The sequence below is a fragment of the Derxia gummosa DSM 723 genome, assembly GCF_000482785.1.
GTDB lineage: Bacteria > Pseudomonadota > Gammaproteobacteria > Burkholderiales > Burkholderiaceae_E > Derxia > Derxia gummosa.
The window spans coordinates 499,473-515,883 of the sequence record NZ_AXWS01000008.1; the positions used below are offsets into that span (position 1 = coordinate 499,473).

At 72.6% G+C, this 16,411-nt stretch carries 14 protein-coding genes; 13 read left to right on the top strand and 1 reads right to left on the bottom strand.

The window, feature by feature from the left end; translation table 11 throughout:
• Positions 1–7: 7 nt before the first annotated feature.
• The 12 genes from H566_RS0108520 (at position 8) to fae (ending at position 13,327) form a co-directional block, all read left to right on the top strand.
• Positions 8–2,176, top strand: a complete 2,169-nt coding sequence (locus H566_RS0108520; protein WP_084544971.1) for a MacB family efflux pump subunit — start codon at positions 8–10, stop codon at positions 2,174–2,176.
• A 4-nt stretch (positions 2,177–2,180) separates the two neighbouring features.
• On the top strand, positions 2,181–3,815 hold the full coding sequence (locus H566_RS0108525) for an efflux transporter outer membrane subunit (protein ID WP_156924341.1): 1,635 nt from the start codon (positions 2,181–2,183) through the stop codon (positions 3,813–3,815).
• A gap of 199 nt (positions 3,816–4,014) precedes the next feature.
• A complete protein-coding gene (locus H566_RS0108530) occupies positions 4,015–4,734 on the top strand; it encodes a PEP-CTERM sorting domain-containing protein (RefSeq protein ID WP_028311111.1) in 720 nt (239 codons plus the stop codon).
• Positions 4,735–4,934: 200 nt separating this feature from the next.
• Positions 4,935–5,636 (top strand): PEP-CTERM sorting domain-containing protein, encoded by a 702-nt coding sequence (locus H566_RS0108535; RefSeq protein WP_028311112.1) that lies wholly within the window; start codon positions 4,935–4,937, stop codon positions 5,634–5,636.
• Between the two features lie 138 nt (positions 5,637–5,774).
• Complete coding sequence (locus tag H566_RS0108540; RefSeq protein WP_034410996.1) at positions 5,775–6,146, top strand: 4a-hydroxytetrahydrobiopterin dehydratase; 372 nt, start codon at positions 5,775–5,777, stop codon at positions 6,144–6,146.
• On the top strand, positions 6,143–7,330 hold the full coding sequence (locus H566_RS23855; RefSeq protein WP_084544897.1) for a beta-ribofuranosylaminobenzene 5'-phosphate synthase family protein: 1,188 nt from the start codon (positions 6,143–6,145) through the stop codon (positions 7,328–7,330). Before H566_RS0108540 ends, H566_RS23855 begins: the two co-directional genes overlap by 4 nt.
• Before the next feature lie 112 nt (positions 7,331–7,442).
• A complete protein-coding gene (locus H566_RS0108550) occupies positions 7,443–8,351 on the top strand; it encodes an NAD(P)-dependent methylenetetrahydromethanopterin dehydrogenase (RefSeq protein WP_028311114.1) in 909 nt (302 codons plus the stop codon).
• A gap of 28 nt (positions 8,352–8,379) precedes the next feature.
• Positions 8,380–9,528, top strand: a complete 1,149-nt coding sequence (locus H566_RS0108555) for an ATP-grasp domain-containing protein (protein WP_156924342.1) — start codon at positions 8,380–8,382, stop codon at positions 9,526–9,528.
• Positions 9,521–10,525 carry a methenyltetrahydromethanopterin cyclohydrolase gene (mch, locus tag H566_RS0108560; RefSeq protein WP_028311116.1) on the top strand — a complete coding sequence of 335 codons (1,005 nt, stop codon included), beginning with the start codon at positions 9,521–9,523 and terminating at the stop codon, positions 10,523–10,525. Before H566_RS0108555 ends, mch begins: the two co-directional genes overlap by 8 nt.
• Before the next feature lie 83 nt (positions 10,526–10,608).
• The gene (locus tag H566_RS23860; protein ID WP_245591334.1) at positions 10,609–11,637 is read left to right on the top strand and encodes an ATP-grasp domain-containing protein; all 1,029 of its coding nucleotides are present in this window, start codon (positions 10,609–10,611) and stop codon (positions 11,635–11,637) included.
• A complete protein-coding gene (locus H566_RS23865) occupies positions 11,637–12,764 on the top strand; it encodes a triphosphoribosyl-dephospho-CoA synthase (protein ID WP_051378377.1) in 1,128 nt (375 codons plus the stop codon). Before H566_RS23860 ends, H566_RS23865 begins: the two co-directional genes overlap by 1 nt.
• A 53-nt stretch (positions 12,765–12,817) precedes the next feature.
• Positions 12,818–13,327 (top strand): formaldehyde-activating enzyme, encoded by a 510-nt coding sequence (fae, locus tag H566_RS0108575; protein WP_028311117.1) that lies wholly within the window; start codon positions 12,818–12,820, stop codon positions 13,325–13,327.
• Positions 13,328–13,550: 223 nt separating this feature from the next.
• Here fae and H566_RS0108580 read toward each other — a convergent pair whose 3' ends face one another.
• Positions 13,551–14,054: a dihydroneopterin aldolase gene (locus tag H566_RS0108580; RefSeq protein WP_084544899.1), complete on the bottom strand. Its 504-nt coding sequence runs from the start codon at positions 14,052–14,054 to the stop codon at positions 13,551–13,553.
• Positions 14,055–14,182: 128 nt separating this feature from the next.
• Between H566_RS0108580 and H566_RS0108585 the strand changes: the two genes are divergently transcribed.
• The gene (locus tag H566_RS0108585; protein ID WP_028311119.1) at positions 14,183–16,411 is read left to right on the top strand and encodes a sigma-54-dependent Fis family transcriptional regulator; all 2,229 of its coding nucleotides are present in this window, start codon (positions 14,183–14,185) and stop codon (positions 16,409–16,411) included.

Genomic DNA, 16,411 nt, shown 5'->3' on the forward strand with positions numbered 1-16,411 from the left:
GGTGGCGATGGCCGAACGACATGAACCGGGCGCCGGCCCGGCCGCGCAGGCGGCACCCGACGCCGGCCCGGCCGCGCGCGCCCCGACCCCGCCCGCCGCCGCGCCCGCGCTGCTGAGCCTGCGCGGCGTGAGCCGCGATTTCGCCTCGGGCGACCAGACCCTGACGGTGTTGCGCGACATCGCGCTCGACATCCGCGCCGGCGAGATGGTCGCCATCGTCGGCGCGAGCGGCTCGGGCAAGAGCACGCTCATGAACATCCTCGGCTGCCTCGACCGGCCCACGCGCGGCAGCTACCGAGTCGCCGGCCGCGACACCGCCGAGCTGCTGCCCGACGAACTCGCGCAACTGCGGCGCGAGCATTTCGGCTTCATCTTCCAGCGCTACCACCTGCTGGCCGATCTGCCGGCGCTCGGCAACGTGGAAGTGCCGGCGGTGTACGCGGGCAGCGCTCGCGCGGCGCGGCGGGCGCGGGCGGCCGAGCTGCTCGCGCGCCTCGGCCTCGCCGACCGTGACGGCCACCGGCCCGGCCAGCTCTCGGGCGGACAGCAGCAGCGCGTGTCGATCGCGCGCGCGCTCATGAACGGCGGTGAGGTCATCCTGGCCGACGAGCCGACCGGCGCGCTCGACAGCGCGAGCGGCGCCCAGGTCATGGCCATCCTGCGCGAGCTGCATGCCGACGGGCACGCGGTCATCCTCGTCACGCACGACATGGCGGTCGCGGCTCACGCCGCGCGCGTGATCGAGCTGAAGGACGGCGTGGTGGTCGCCGACCGGCCGAACCTGCCGGTGGCGCTCGCGGCGGCCGACGACGCGGCAGCGCGCGCGATGGCCGAGGCCGCGCACGCGCCCGCGAGTGACGATGCCTTCGCGGCCCCGGGCACGCCGCCGGCCGAGGCCGCGCCTGCCGGCCCGCCGGGCGCCCGCCGCAACGCGCGCCCGCCGGCCGGCCCCACCCGCCTGCGCGCCCTCGGCGCCTGGGCCGACCGCTTCGCCGAAGCCTTCCGCATGGCGCTGGTGGCCATGCGCGCCCACGCGCTGCGCACCTTCCTGACCATGCTCGGCATCGTCATCGGCATCGCGTCGGTGGTGTCGGTGGTGGCGCTGGGCGAGGGCTCGCGCCAGAGCATCCTCAAGAGCATCAGCTCGATCGGCACCAACACCATCGACGTGATGCCGGGCAAGGATTTCGGCGACATGCGCTCGGGCGCGGTGCAGACCCTGCGCCCGCGCGACGCCGACGCGCTGGCCGGGCTGAGCTATGTCGACAGCGTCACGCCAAGCGTGCAGACCACGCTCGTGCTGCGTCACGGCAACCAGTCGTCGAACGGCGCGGCGATGGGCGTGGGCGAGCAGTACTTCCGCGTCAAGGGCATCGAGATCGCCCAGGGCCGCTTCTTCGGCGCCGAGGCCGTGCAAAGGCTTGCACAGGACGCGGTGATCGACGAGAACACGCGCCGCGCGCTGTTCGGCGCGCGCCAGGACGTGCTCGGCGAGACGCTGCTGATCGGCGCGATGCCGGCGCGTATCGTGGGCGTGACGAAGAAGAAGGACAGCGCCTTCGGCAGCAGCGAGAACCTCCAGGTCTTCATCCCCTACACGACGGCGATGGGCCGCCTCACCGGCGCCACCACGCTGCGCGCCATCACCGTGCGCACCCGCGACGAGGTGCCGAGCGACATCGCCGAGGCCGGCATCACGCGGCTGCTCGCGCTGCGCCACGGCACGAAGGACTTCTTCACCATGAACACCGACAGCATCCGCCAGACCATCGAGTCCACCACCCAGACGATGACGCTGCTCATCGCGTCCATCGCCGTCATCTCGCTCGTCGTGGGCGGCATCGGCGTCATGAATATCATGCTGGTGAGCGTGACCGAGCGCACCCGCGAGATCGGCGTGCGCATGGCGGTCGGCGCGCGCCAGGGCGACATCCTCCAGCAGTTCCTGATCGAGGCGGTGCTGGTCTGCCTGATCGGCGGCGTGCTCGGCATCGGGCTGGCGCTGGCGATCGGCGCCGGCTTCGCGCAGGCGGGCGGCAGCTTCGGCATGGTGTTCTCGGGCACGTCGATGGTCGCGGCCTTCGCCTGCTCGACGCTGATCGGCGTGGTGTTCGGCTTCCTGCCGGCACGCAGCGCGGCGCGGCTCGATCCGGTCGATGCGCTGGCGCGGGAGTGAGGCGATGACGCAGACGACAGCCCCGCGCCGCGCGCCCGGCATTGGCGCCCGACATCCGCACGCGCCGGCGCCGGCGGCCCCGGCCCGGCCGGGCGAGGTCCGCGGCGCGCGCCCGTTCGCGCCGCTCGCGCTGGCGCTCGCGGCTTTGCTCGCGCTCGGCGGCTGCGCCGGGCTCGCGCGCAGCGGCTACGAACGCCCGGCGCTCGCCGTGCCGTCGCGATGGAGCGGCGCAAACGCTTGCACGGCCGCCGGTTGCGGGCGTGACCCGGCCGGGCAGGGCGGGGCGGCCCCGACCGCCACCACCGCTGCCACCGCCCCGCCCACCGCCACCATCCCCGGCCTCGCGCCCGACGACTCCGGCAACGCCCGTCTCGCGCGCGCCAGCGAAGTCCCGGCGCTCGCGCTCGACGGCTGGTGGCGCGACCTCGGCGATCCGGCGCTCGACGGCCTCATCGATCGCCTGCTCGTGCGCAACAACGATCTCGCGGCCGCCACCCAGCGCGTGCGCCAGGCGCGGCTGAGCGCCGGCCTCCAGGCCGACGCCCTCGTGCCGGCCGCGAGCGCCAGCCTGTCCGGCACGCGCGGCCGGTCGCTGTCGGGCCAGGGCCGCACGCGCAGCAACGCCGCCTCGGCGTCGCTCGCCTGGGAGGCCGACCTCTGGGGCCGGCTCGCCGCCAGCCGCGACGCCGCCGACTGGGAAGCCCGCGCCACCGACGCCGACCGCGCCGCCACCGCGCTGTCGCTGGTCGGCACCGCCGCCTCGCTGTGGCTCGACCTCGGCTACGTGAACGAGCGCATCGCCCTCGGCGAGGCCAACATCGCCAACGCGCGCCGCGTGCTCGAACTCGTGCAGTTGCAGTACCGCGCCGGCTCGGTCTCGTCGCTGGAGGTGGACGAGGCGCGCCAGACCCTCGCCGCGCTCGAAGCCGCGCAGACGAGCTGGCTGCTCGAACGCGACCAGGATCGCCACGCCTTCTCGATCCTGCTCGACCTCGCGCCCGGCGCCGACGCCAACCCCTGGGCCGCCGAGCCTCGGCGCCTGCCCGAGGCCGCGCTGCCCGCCATCCCCGCCGGCCTGCCGGCCGAGCTGCTCGCGCGCCGCCCCGACCTGGCCGCCGCCGAAGCCAGGCTCCGCTCGACGCTCGCCAGCGCCGACGCGACCCGGCTCGGCTACTACCCGCGCTTCTCGCTCACCGGCACGCTCGGCGGCAGCAGCGCCGCGCTGGCCGACGTGCTGGCCAATCCGGTGGCCACCCTCGGCGCCGGCCTCACGCTGCCCTTCCTCCAGCAGACCGAGCGCCAGCTCGCGGTGGCGAGCGGCCGGGCCGCCTATGCCGAGGCGGTGGCGAGTTTCCGCCAGAGCTTTCTCTCGGCGCTGGCCGACGTGGAGGACGCGCTGTCGGCGCGCGCGCAGTACGAGGCGCGCGCCCGCCCACTGGAGGAAAGCCTTGCCGCCGCGCGCCGCGCCGAAGCCGCCTACGAGCTGCGCTACCGCGCCGGCTCGGTCGCGCTGCGCACCTGGCTCGATGCCCAGCGCACCCGGCGCGACGCCGAGGCCGCGCTCGCGGCCAACCGGCTCGACCGGCTGCTCAACCGCATCGCGCTGCATCAGGCGCTGGGCGGCCGGGCGGGAGGCTGAGTCCGCCGCGATCGGGCCGGCGTGGGCCAGCGCTCGCGGAGGGCCGGTCGCGCCCGCGATGCCTGCCTGTCTTCCGCCGCGATCGACCGTTCGCACGCGAGCTGTTTCAGACGCGGCGCGTTTCCGCAGCCGGGGCTATATGCCCGATGGCCGGCATTGAAAGCCGCCGGCAAGCCAACGCAAACGCGGAGACATCCTGATGAACAGACTCAAGCGCCTCAGCCTCGGCCTCGCCGGCCTGTGCCTGCTGCCGACCGCCCAGGCCAGCATCGTCAACCTCACCCTCGACGCGGTGGTGGACTGGTCGAACTACGGCGGCGGCAATCCCGCCTACACCTTCATCGGCAGCTTCGACTCGTCGCAGCTGCCGACGACGCCCGGCTATCACTTCCTGACCGGCAGCGTGCAGCTGCTCATCGACGGCGTGGTCGCCAGCGACTGGAACTGCACGACCTCGGGCTGCGCCGGTCATCCCAACTACTACAACGAGACCATCACCCAGGAGGAAGTCGCGCCCGGCAGCTACGTCACGCTGCGTTCGGTCCAGGACTACCGCAGCGGTGCCGGGATCGCCCTCTACCGCAACACCGACGGCAGCTACGACCTCATGCGCAGCGAGCTGTCGGTGAGCTGGCTGGAGCGGGAGTGCAACAGCGGCGCGTCGGGCGGCAGCACCTGCACGCTCGAAAGCCATTACATCGGCGTTGCCAGCGGCGAGCTGACCGACAGCCGGGTGAGCCAGGCGCCGTATGTGTCCGAGGCCTGGAACCGCTACGGCCATCTCGTGGGCGCGAGCCTGTCGCCGGTGCCCGAGCCGGGCGGCCTCGTGGCGATGCTGGCGGGCGCGGGCGGGCTGGGCTGGCTGCTGCGGCGCCAGCGCGGCCGCGAACTAGTCACGACGATTCATCCGGCGGGGTGAGGCCGGCGGGCGCGCGGGTTGCGGTTCGTCGCCCGCGCGCCACGCCGGGTGACGCGCGCGCGCCTGTCCTCGGCTGACAGCGACCGTTCATTCACAAGCTGTTTCCGGCCTGTGTCCGGTGGCGCGCGGCGGCGCTATACGCGGCCTGACCGGGGTCGCCGAGCGATGGCAAGGCTCCGGATACCGCGGAGTTCACCAACATGAGAATCCTCAAGCGCCTGGCCCTCGGCCTCGCGGGCCTGTGCGCCGCCACGGCGGCCAATGCGGCGATCACCACCTTCACCTGGGACGGCGTGATCGACTTCAGCGACTACTCGCTGCCCGACACGCCGCCGTCGAGCTTCCGCATCGTCGCCAGCTTCGACTCGGCGCTGCTGCCCGCCGGCGAAGGTTTTCACGGCGCGGTCGGCAGCCTGCTCGTGTATGTGGACGGCGCCGCCAGCCCGGCCTGGAACTGCAGCACCGCCAGCGGCTGCGCCGGCTACAGCAACAACAGCAGCAGCACCTCGACCGACTACGAATACGCGCCCGGCCAGTTCATCACGCTCAACCACACGATCACCAACGTCACCAGCACGACGATCGGTGTCTGGCGCAATGCCGACGGCAGCTTCGACATCTCGCGCAGCGGCGCCAGCGCGCTGTGGAGCACCGACGAATGCCAGGACAGCGTCTTCGCCGGCACGCTCTGCCACGGCAGCAGTCATGCGGTGGGCGTGCAGGGCAGCGATATCAGCGACGAGATCCACAGCTATGCGCCCTACAGCACCGACTGGGCTGTCGCCTACGGCCATGTCACCTCCAACAGCGTGACCTCGGTCGTGCCCGAGCCCGACGCGCTCGCCGCGATGCTCGGCGGCCTCAGCCTGATCGGCTGGTCGCTGCGCCGCCGGCGCGGCTGACCCGCAAATGCGGCCGGGCGTGCAACGCGCCCGGCCCCGGGAAGTCCCCGAGCCCGCCGCGTGGCCGCGCGGCAGATTCCTTGCTATTCCTCGCTCCCGATGCCGCGCCCGCGCGCGCATCGCCATCGGAGGAGCGACATGGAATTGACCGTTTACGACGAAGCCGCCGTCCGCGAGAAGCTCGCGGCCGAGCTGCCGCACTGGACCTACGAGAACGGCTGGATCCGGCGCAAGTACCGCACCGAGGGCTGGAAGGCCACGCTCATGGTGGTCAACACCGTCGGCCATCTGGCCGAGGCCGCCTGGCACCATCCCGACCTGGCCGTCAGCTACGCCTTCGTCGTCGTCAAGCTCGTGACGCACTCGCACAAGGGCATCACCGACCGCGACTTTGCCCTCGCCCGCAAGATCGAGGAAGTCGTGCACTGGCAGCCCGCCCTCGACGGTGGCGCCCTCGAAGGCACGCCCGCCGACCCGCGCTTCCGCTATCTCAAGTACGACGCCGCATGAACGCCATCGCCGACTTCGCCACCCGCCTGGGCCAAGGCTATGCCCAGCCCGACCGCCGCCTCGCCACCACCGCGCCGGCCGCGCGCGACTGGCCCCGTCCCGTCGCCCGGCCCGATTGCGTGGAAGTGAGCGCGCCGGGCCGGCTGCATCTCGGCTTTCTCGATCCCTCGGCCTCGCTCGGCCGACGCTTCGGAAGCATCGGACTGGTGGTGGACGGCTTCGCGACCGAGCTGACCCTGGTGCGCGCGCCGGCCGACAGCCTCGCCGCCGATGACGAAGCGGCACGGCGCGAACTGTCGCGCGCTGAACAGGTTGTAACGCGCCTCAGAACCGTCACGGGCGCGGCGTCGCCCGTCGGTCTGCGGTTGCATCGGGTGCTGCCCGCACATTCGGGCTTCGGATCGGGCACCCAGCTCGCCTTGTCGATCGGGCATGCCTTCGCGCGGCTGCACGGGCTTTCCCTGAGCACGGCGCAGATCGCGGGGCTGCTGGGCCGCGCCCAGCGCTCGGGCGTGGGCGTGGCGGGCTTCGATCAGGGCGGTTTCCTGGTCGATGGCGGGCATGCGGTGGCGGGGGGGCAGGGCGACGGCGCGCGCGACGGTTCGAGCGGCGACGCGTCGACGGGCATGCGCAACGGCGTCGCCTCGACCGGCGCGGGCGGCGACGCGGCCGTGCGCGACGGCACGCCGCCGATCCTCGCGCGCGCCCATTTCCCCGAGGAATGGGCCGTGATGCTGGTGCTCGACGATGCCGGCCCCGGCCTGCACGGCGCGGCGGAGAAGCAGGCCATCACCAGCCTGCCGCCCTTCGGCGAGGCCCGCGCGGCCAGCGTCTGCCACCAGGTGCTGATGCGCGTGCTGCCGGGCCTGATGGCGCGCGATTTCGCCGCCTTCGCCGACGGCATCACCGCCGTGCAGCGCGCCATCGGCGACCACTTCGCGCCGGCCCAGGGCGGCACGATGTACAGCAGCCCGCGCGTCGCGGCGCTGGTCGAGTGGATCGCCACGCGCACGCGCGCCGGCATCGGCCAGAGCAGCTGGGGGCCGACGGGCTTCGCCTTCGTCGAATCGCGCGCGATTGCCGAGCGCATCGCGGCCGAGGCGAGCGACCTCGGGTTGATCCGGGGCGGGGTGCAGGTCCGGATCGTGCAAGGACGGAACACCGGCGCCCGCATCGCCGCCTGACGGCGAACGGGTCGCGGGCCGCGAGACGCGGCCTGCAAACCTTTGCGGCGCCACCTGATCCGTCACGACGCGGGCCGCACGCACGGCCCGCCACAGCCGAGAGAGACACACCGTGGAACGCCGCTTCATCCTTCACATGCTCACGCCGGGCCGGCAGATGAGCCCCTTCGACGTCAACATGGCCGTGGACGCCGGCTACGAGGTGGTCGTGCCCTACTGCGATGTCGCCACCGACCAGGTGCGCGGCCTCGTGCAGGACGCGATCTTCTCGCGCGGCCCCAAGGGCGTCGCGCGCACGGGCGTGTTCATTGGCGGACGCGATGTCGTGCAGGCCGTCGACATGCTCGACGCCGCGCGCGCCGCGATGGTCCCGCCCTTCGAGGTGTCGGTGTTCGCCGATCCGAGCGGCTCCTTCACCACGGCGGCGGCGATGGTCGCGGCCACCGAGCGGCAGCTGCGCAAGGCCCACGGCACCGATTTCACGGGCAAGCGCGTGTTCGTCGCGGGCGGCACCGGGCCGGTCGGGCGCATCGTCGCGCTGCTGTGCGAGCAGCTCGGTGCAAGCGTTTTCATCGGCAGCCATCGCGGCGCCGACCACGCGGCCGAGAGCGCCGATTCGACCAACGCGCGCTTCGGCGGCAAGTTGGCCGGTGCCGATGCCTCGACCGCCGAGGCGCGCCGCGAGCAGCTGGCGCAGAGCGAGGTCGTGCTGGCCTGCGCGGCGGCAGGCGTGCAGGTGATCTCGGCCGAGGACATCGCCGTCGCGGGCCAGAAGCTGCTGGTCGCGGCCGACGTCAATGCCGTGCCGCCCGAGGGCGTGGCCGGCGTGGGCGTGTTCGACGACGGCAAGCTGCTGCCGGGCACGCGCGCGGTCGGCATCGGCGCGCTGGCCATCGGCAACATCAAGTACAAGACCCAGAACGGCCTGTTCGTGCGCATGCGCGAGGCCGGCAAGCCGCAGTACCTGAGCTTCCCCGAGGCGCTGGCGCTGGCGCGCGAGCTGGTGGCCGAGAGCGCCTGAGTCCGACGGCAACGGGCAGGGAATGCAGATGATCGCCGTCGCCGGGCTGTCGGCCCGAATGCTCGCCGAATCGGGACGCAGCGCGGGCATCCCGGTGCTCGCGCTCGACCTGTTCGGCGACCGCGACACGCGCCGTGCCGCGCGCCGCTGGCAGGGCATCGGCGATGCGGCTTCGCTGCGCATCTCGGCCGACGCGCTGGTCGCGGCGTTGCGCGAAGGCCGGCGCGACGGCCGGCTCACGGGCTGGGTGCCGGGCGGCGGCTTCGAGATGGAGCCGGCGCTGGTCGAGCGCGGCGCGGCGGCGGCGGTGCTGCTCGGCAATCCGCACTGGGTCTGGCGGCGCGTGAAGACGCCGTCGATCTTCTTCGTGCGGCTGACGGCGCTGGGCATTCCCCATCCCGAGACGCGCGCCGATCCGCCGGCCGAGCCGGAAGGCTGGCTGCGCAAGTGCGCCACCGGCACCGGCGGCTGGCATGTGCGGCCGCTCGACGCGGCTTTGGGCGATGACGGCGGTTGCTGCTTCTACCAGCGCGCGGTGCCGGGCCAGCCGATGTCGGCGCTGTTCCTCGCCAACGGCAGCGAGCTGCGCATCCTCGGTTTCAACCGCCAGCTGGTGGGCATCGACGCGGCGCGGCCCTTCGTCTATCGCGGCGTGATCGGGCCGGTGGCGCTGCCGGCGCGGCTCGCGGAGCGCATCGGCGACGCGCTGCGCGCCCTCGTGGCCGAGTTCGGCCTCGTCGGCCTCAACAGCCTCGACTTCATGGTCGATGGCGACGATTTCTCCGTGCTGGAGATCAACCCGCGTCCCTCGGCCAGCATGGCGCTGCACGAGGACGCCGTGCCGGGCGGGCTGCTGCAGGCGCATGTGGAAGCCTGCCGCGCGCGCCGGCTGCCGCCGCCCAACGCGGCGCCGCGCCAGCGCACCGTGATCCGCGGTTGCGAGACCGTGTTCGCCGACCGCGCGCTCACGCTCGAGGAGTCGGCCATCGGCTGGCTGGAGCGGCGCGGCTGGTGCCATGACATCCCCGCCGGCGCGGCCACCGTGCTGCCCGGTCAGCCGGTCTGCACCGTCAGCGTCGACGCCGCCGACGCCGATGCCGTGGCCGGCCTGCTCGCCATCCGCCGCGACGCGGTTCTCAAGACGCTCAACAATTTTTCGGAGCAAGCCCATGTCTGAATCCCTTGCCGCCTTCACCAACGCGGCCAGCAGCGTCAACGCGAGCGCGGCCGCCCATGTGCAGACCCTCGTGACCCACGCCGACGATCTCGGCATCGAGGTCGATGTGCTCGACAGTGGCGTGACCGTCATCGACGCCGGCATCGATGTGCGCGGCAGCGTCGAGGCCGGCCTGATCGTGGCGCGCATCTGCATGGGCGGGCTCGGCAAGGTGAGCCTCGCCTCGCGCGCCGAGCACGGCTGGTCGAGCTGGCTGGAGGTGTCGAGCAGCCAGCCGGTGCTGGCCTGCCTCGCGAGCCAGTACGCGGGCTGGAGCCTGTCGGCCACCAAGGAGGAGGGCGGCGGGCGCAAGTTCTTCGCGCTCGGCTCGGGGCCGGCGCGGGCGCTCGCGTGCAAGGAGCCGCTGTTCGGCGAGCTGGGCTACCGCGACGCGCCGGGGCCGAGCGCCATCGTGCTGGAGGTGGACCGTCGCCCGCCGCCGATCATCATCGAGAAGCTGCTGCGCGACTGCGGTCTCGCGCCCAAGCAGCTCACGATCATTCTCACGCCCACGACCAGTCTCGCGGGCACGACGCAGGTGGTGGCACGGGTGCTGGAAGTGGCGCTGCACAAGGCGCATGTGCTGGGCTTTCCGCTCGACCTCATCGTCGAGGGCAATGCGAGCGCGCCGCTGCCGCCGCCGAGCCGCGATGGCGTCGAGGCGATGGGCCGCACCAATGACGCGATCCTCTACGGCGGTCGCGTGCACCTCACGGTGGGCGCCGACGACGCCGCCGCGCGCGACCTCGCGCGCCAGCTGCCTTCGCTCAACTCGCGCGATTACGGCCGCAGCTTTGCCGAGGTGTTCAAGGCGGTGGAGTACGACTTCTACAAGATCGACGGCGCGCTGTTCGCGCCAGCCGAGGTGTGGGTGAGCAGCCTCGAAAGCGGTCGCACCTGGCACGCGGGCCGGCTCGACATGAACCTGCTCGGCGCGCTCTGGCTCGCGGAGGGTTGATGGGCACGCAGGCAGGCGGGCAGGGCGGCCGTGGCCCGGGCGCGAAGCCCCCGAGCGGTGGCGAGGCCGACGGCGTGCAAGCGATTGCAGGCCGTGGCCTGCGCGTCGCGATCTTCACCGACGAGACGGGCTGGCATACGGCCAGGCTGCAGAAGGCATTGCGTGCGCGCGGCCATGAGGGCCGCTGCGTCGATCTGGCCGACTGCCGCATCGACACCACGCGCAGCGCGCACGGGCTGGTGATTCCGGGCTTCGGCCGCGAGCTGCCCGACGCGGCGCTGATCCGTGGCATCGCCGGCGGCAGCTTCGAGGCGGTGACGAACCGGCTCGGCGTGCTGCATGCGCTCGTCGCGCTGGGCGTGCCGGTCTACAACGATCCGCGCGCGATCGAACGCGCCGTGGACAAGGCGGCGACCAGCCTGCTGCTGCATCAGGCCGCCATCCCGACGCCGCCGACCTGGGTCACGGAAAGCGCCGCCGAGGCCGAGCGCATCGTCATGCGCGAAAGCGCGGCCGGACATGCGGTGGTGGTCAAGCCACTGTTCGGCTCGCAGGGCAAGGGCATCGAGCTGGTGGGCCGCGTCGATGGCGCGCATGTGCCGATGCCCGATCTCAGGCACTTCGGCCGGCTGGCCTATCTGCAACGCTTCGTGCCCCAGCCGCGCACGCCGGGCCATGACTGGCGGGTGATGGTGGTGGGCGGCAAGGCCGTCACCGCGATGAAGCGCGTGAGCGCGCACTGGATCCACAACGTCGCGCGCGGCGCGAAATGCCAGCGCTGCGAACTCACGCCAGCGCTCGCGGTGCTGGCGGAGCGCGCGAGCGCCGCGCTCGGCCTCGATTACGCGGGCGTGGACATCGTGCCGTCGGCGGTGGCGGGCGGACTTCAGGTCATCGAGGTGAACGGCGTCGCCGCCTGGCGCGGCCTCCAGCGCGTGACCGATTTCGACATCGCCGCCCGCATCGTCGATGACCTGCTGGACCGCCGCCTCGCGGGCCGGCTCGGCGGGCTGGTGGTGCAGGCCGAGGTGCATGCGCCCGAGGGTGCGGCAGGCATGCCGTTGCCCGCCACGCGCAAGGCCGTCGGCACGACATCGCGCCGGCGCGGCTGATGGGCGCCGCCAGCCGCGACGGCTTCGGGGATGCCTTGGCGCGCCCGGCCGGCCGGGTTGCCACCGGCGATGCCCGGCTCGAGCGCGCCTTCCTGTTCGCCTGCGCGCTCGACGTGGCCGTGGCCAAGCCCGGCAACGTGAGCCTCGATTCGGCCGGTCACGGCATGGAGGCGCGCATGTTCATCGATAGCGCGCGCGCCTCGCTGCCCGGGCTGCTGCGGCCGGGCGCGGCCGTGGGCGAGCGCGCCGAGGCGGCGGTGATCGCCACGCGCGCGGCGGTCGGCTGCAACACCAATCTCGGCATCCTGCTGCTGGGCGCGCCGATCGCGCTCGCGGCCGAGCGGCTCGCGGCGCGCGCGGCCGGCGCGGGCGTTGCCGCCGAGGCCGGCGCGCCGCCCGCCAGCGCGTCCGACGCCGGCGCGGCTGATGGAGGCGCTGCCGATGAACACCCGGCCGACGGAGGCACGCCCGCCGACGCGGCGCGCGCCCGGCTTCGATTCCGCTTCGACCGCCTCTGCGCCGAGCTCGACGCCGTGCTCGCCACCCTGACCGTGGCCGACGCCCGCCATGCCTACCGCGCCATCGCCCATGCCAGCCCCGGCGGCCTCGGCGACGCGCCCGAGCAGAGCGTGCACGCCGAGCCCACGATCGACCTGCGCGCCGCGATGCGTCTCGCGGCCGACCGCGACCTCGTCGCGGCCCAGTACGCCGACGGCTTTCCCCAGGTGAGGCAGGGCGCGGCGCGCTTCCTGCGCGATGCCCTCGGGACCGTCCCGCAAGCCGCGTCCGACGGTCGGCCCGAGGCGGCGATGCTCGACGTCTTCATGACGCTGCTCGCCGCGCATCCCGATTCACACATTGCACGCAAGCGCGGAACAGTCGCGGCTCAGACTGTCACGGACACGGCGGCGGCCCTCTGGTTCCCGCGCCCGGGTTCTCCCGAGGCCGATCGCGCGACCCTGCTGGCCGGATGGGATGCCGAGCTGAAAAGCAAGGGGATCAACCCCGGAACCACGGCCGATCTGAGCGTTGCAAGCGCTTTCATGGCCGCCTGCGTCATGCCGAAACTGGTTTCTCGGGCGGGTGCCGGGGTCTCGCGCCTTCTTGGCACAGAAAGTGATTCATAGGCGGCCGACACCGGATGTTCCGGTGCGTCCAGAAACAGTTACGGAGATACCGCATGGCCAAGATCGACCGCATGCTCGTCGGCGAATCCCTCGTTGGCGACGGCAACGAAGTTGCCCACATCGACCTCATCATCGGACCGCGCGGCAGCGCCGCCGAAAGCGCCTTCGCGAACGCGCTCGTCAACAACAAGGATGGCTTCACCTCGCTGCTCGCCGTGGTTGCCCCCAACCTCGTCGTCAAGCCCGCCACCGTCATGTTCAACAAGGTGACGATCAAGGGCGCCAAGCAGGCCGTCCAGATGTTCGGCCCGGCCCAGCGCGGCGTCGCGATGGCGGTTGCCGACAGCGTCGAGAACGGCACCATCCCGGTCGATGAAGCCGACAACCTGTTCATCAGCGTCGGCGTGTTCATCCACTGGCTTGCCGAAGACGACAAGAAGATCCAGGAATACAACTACACCGCCACCAAGGAAGCCATCGCGCGCGCCGTCTCGGGCTCGCCCACGGCCGCCGAAGTCGTCGCGAAGAAGGGTTCGGCCACGCACCCGTTCGCCGCGAACTGATGCCGCGTCCGGGTGCTGGCCGACTCCGGAAGCGGTCGGTGCCCGGCGGCGGTCCGGTCCGTCGCGAGGTGGGCCGGACCGCCGGCAAACAAAAAGGCCGCACTGCGAAGCGCGGCCTTTTTGTTTGGGCGGGAAGGCGGTCGGGCGATGTCGCGGCAGGGCGTGCGGGCGGTCGCCGGCGCTCCCGTCGGACGGCGCGGGCATCCGGCCCGCGCGGCCGGTTTCAGCGCGGGCGACCTGGCACCAGCCCGGCGCCGATCAGCGACAGCACCGAGCCGTCCCCCCGCGCCGCAGCGGGCTGCGGCCGGTCGGCGGCGCGGCTGCGCTCGATGACCACGCCCACCGCCTCGACATCGTCGAACTTGCGCGGCTTGGCCACGCCCACGCGTACCCAGCGCGCGCCGAAATCGACGAGCAGGATCTGGGCGACGCGCTCGGCCAGCGCTTCGAGCAGCTGGAAGCGGTGCTCGCGCAGCAGATCGACGAGCACCGAACGCACGACGCTGTAGTCGATCGTGTCGTGGATGCGGTCGGTGTCGCAGGCGAGCGCGTGCGCGACGCCGGCGGCGATGTCGATGCGCACGGGCTGGGTACGATGCAGCTCGTCGTCATGGATGCCGATGACGGTTTCGCCGGTGAAACCCTCGATGTAGATGATGTCGAGCGGGATTCCGGACGCGGCGTTGAGAGGGCCGGCGTCGGTGCGCAGGCTCGCGATGTTGGGCATGGATCGGTCTCCGGATACGCGTCAGCACTAGCTGTGCGTTTTGTCCCGATGACGCAACATCCGCGCCACTGAGTGAGTCGCCGGCGGTGCCGAAACCCGCGGGCGCAGACAAGGTTGGAGGAAGTTCGATGAGCATTTCGTGGCAGGCGTCCGACGGGCACGCCCATCACATCCTGGATGTCGTGAGCCGGGGCGCCGACGGGGCGACCAGCGATTTCGTCATCAGCTCGTGGACGCGTTGCGTCAACCAGTACGGACTCGATCCGGCGCGCCCGCGCTCGCCCGACATCCTCGAAGCAGCAATGTTCCGCGAGCGGGTGGAGCGCTCGGGCGACCTGGTGCAGTGCTCGCGGCTGGAGATGGCGACGCTGTACCAGCAGCTGTCAGAGCCGGAGGCAGCGGTGGTGCTGGTCGATGCCGACGGGCTGATCCTGCACATGGTGTCGTCGCCGCAGTTCGCGCGCGACGGCGCGGCCATCGGTTTCCGCAAGGGCGCGTTGTGGTCGGAGGACCAGGTTGGCACCAACGGCATGGGCACCTGCCTCGTGGCGCGCGCGCCGCTGGCGATCCGCCAGGACGAGCACTTCTTCGCGCCCTACACCGAACTCACCTGCGCCGCCGTGCCGGTGTTCGACCACACGGGCAAGTTCGCGGCCGTGCTCGACGTGACGAGCACGAGCCGCCACCACCAGCAGCATTCGCTCGCGCTGCTGAGCATCACCGCGCAGACGATCGAGAACCGCCTGATCGAGCGCGGCCACAAGGACGCCTATCCGATCCACTTTCACGTCCGGCCCGAGTTCGTCAACAGCCCCAACGGCGGCAAGCTCGTGGTGGGCGAGGACGGCCGCATCTGCGCCGCCAATCGCGCGGCGCTGAGCCTGCTCGGCGTGAGCAGCGTCGAAGCGTTGTGTGGCAGGCGGCTGGACGAAGTGTTCCACGCGACGCTGGACGAACTGCTGCGCGCCAGTGTCGAGAGTTCCTTCCATCCGGTGCCGGTCATGCGCGTGAACGCGCCCAATCCCGTCCATGCGGTTGCCCAGCGGCCGGCATCGCGGGTGCAGGCGCGGGCGATCCAGCGCGGCGTCGAGCCGACGCCGGTGGCGCGCGGCGCGGTGGGCGGCATGGGGCCGATCGGCGCGGGTCTCGGCGCGGGCATGGCGGCGGGCGGCTATCCGGCCGCGCCCGCGCGCGATGCCGGCAACGGTGCGCCGGTGCATGTGGGCGCGCTGTCGTCGCTGCAATCGGCGGCCTCGGCGCAGGCCCAGGTCGCGGGCGCCGAGGTGGCGCGCGTGGCCACCGGCCGCACCGTGGTCGATTACGGCGAGCCGCGCCTCGCATCGCAGCGCCAGGTCGCGCGCCGCGCGATCGCGCGCGGCATCCCGGTGCTGCTGCACGGCGAGACCGGCGCGGGCAAGGAGGTGTTCGCGCGCGCCATCCACGAAGACAGCCCCTGTTCGCACGGGCCGCTCGTGGCCATCAACTGCGCCTCGCTGCCCGAGACGCTCATCGAGAGCGAGCTGTTCGGCTACAGCACCGGCGCCTTCACCGGCGCCCAGCGCGGCGGCCGGCGCGGCCGCATCGTGCAGGCCAACGGCGGCACGCTCTTCCTCGACGAGATCGGCGACATGCCGCTCGCGCTCCAGGCGCGGCTGCTGCGCGTGCTCGACGAGCGCATGGTCACGCCGCTCGGTGGCGAGGATTCGATCCGCGTCGAGTTCCAGCTCGTGAGCGCGAGCCACCGCCATCTGCCCGATCTCGTGCGACGCGGCCTGTTCCGCGAAGACTTGTACTACCGCCTCTGCGGCGTGGAAGTGGTGCTGCCGCCGCTGCGCGATCGCGCCGACAAGGCCGAACTCGTGCGGCGCCTGCTCGCGCTCGAAGGCGCCGAGCTGCGCCTCACGCCCGACGCCGAGGCGCTCGTGCTGCGCCATCCCTGGCCGGGCAATGTGCGCCAGCTGCGGCACGTTCTGCGCACCGCCGCCGCGCTGTCGGAAGACGGGCTGATCGGCCCCGAACACATGCCGACGCTCGGCATGGCGCCGCCGTCGATGACCGGCATGCCCGCCGCGCCCACCGGCCCGATGCGCGGCATGTACGGCGACGCCGGACGCGAGGCCCACGGCGGCGACCTGCGCGACCCGTCGATGCACGAGGCGATGATGCGCATCCCCAGCGGCTACGTGCCCGACGATGCCCAGCGCCAGCTCTCGCCGCGCGACGAGCTGTTGCGGGCACTGGAGTTGCATCGCTGGAACATCAGCGCGGTGGCCAAGCATCTCGACATCAGCCGCAACACGCTCTACCGGCGCATGCGCAACGCAGGCATCCCGCTTCAGGCCGAACCCGAGGCGTAA

Bases quoted from the DNA above. Each gene is read 5' to 3' on its own strand.
- H566_RS0108520 (WP_084544971.1), top strand. From the start codon at position 8: ATGGCCGAACGACATGAACCGGGCGCCGGCCCGGCCGCGCAGGCGGCA.
- H566_RS0108530 (WP_028311111.1), top strand. From the start codon at position 4,015: ATGAACAGACTCAAGCGCCTCAGCCTCGGCCTCGCCGGCCTGTGCCTG.
- H566_RS0108540 (WP_034410996.1), top strand. From the start codon at position 5,775: ATGGAATTGACCGTTTACGACGAAGCCGCCGTCCGCGAGAAGCTCGCG.
- H566_RS23855 (WP_084544897.1), top strand. From the start codon at position 6,143: ATGAACGCCATCGCCGACTTCGCCACCCGCCTGGGCCAAGGCTATGCC.
- H566_RS23865 (WP_051378377.1), top strand. From the start codon at position 11,637: ATGGGCGCCGCCAGCCGCGACGGCTTCGGGGATGCCTTGGCGCGCCCG.
- mch (WP_028311116.1), top strand. From the start codon at position 9,521: ATGTCTGAATCCCTTGCCGCCTTCACCAACGCGGCCAGCAGCGTCAAC.
- H566_RS0108555 (WP_156924342.1), top strand. From the start codon at position 8,380: ATGATCGCCGTCGCCGGGCTGTCGGCCCGAATGCTCGCCGAATCGGGA.
- H566_RS0108580 (WP_084544899.1), bottom strand. From the start codon at position 14,054: ATGCCCAACATCGCGAGCCTGCGCACCGACGCCGGCCCTCTCAACGCC.
- H566_RS0108585 (WP_028311119.1), top strand. From the start codon at position 14,183: ATGAGCATTTCGTGGCAGGCGTCCGACGGGCACGCCCATCACATCCTG.
- fae (WP_028311117.1), top strand. From the start codon at position 12,818: ATGGCCAAGATCGACCGCATGCTCGTCGGCGAATCCCTCGTTGGCGAC.
- H566_RS0108535 (WP_028311112.1), top strand. From the start codon at position 4,935: ATGAGAATCCTCAAGCGCCTGGCCCTCGGCCTCGCGGGCCTGTGCGCC.
- H566_RS0108525 (WP_156924341.1), top strand. From the start codon at position 2,181: ATGACGCAGACGACAGCCCCGCGCCGCGCGCCCGGCATTGGCGCCCGA.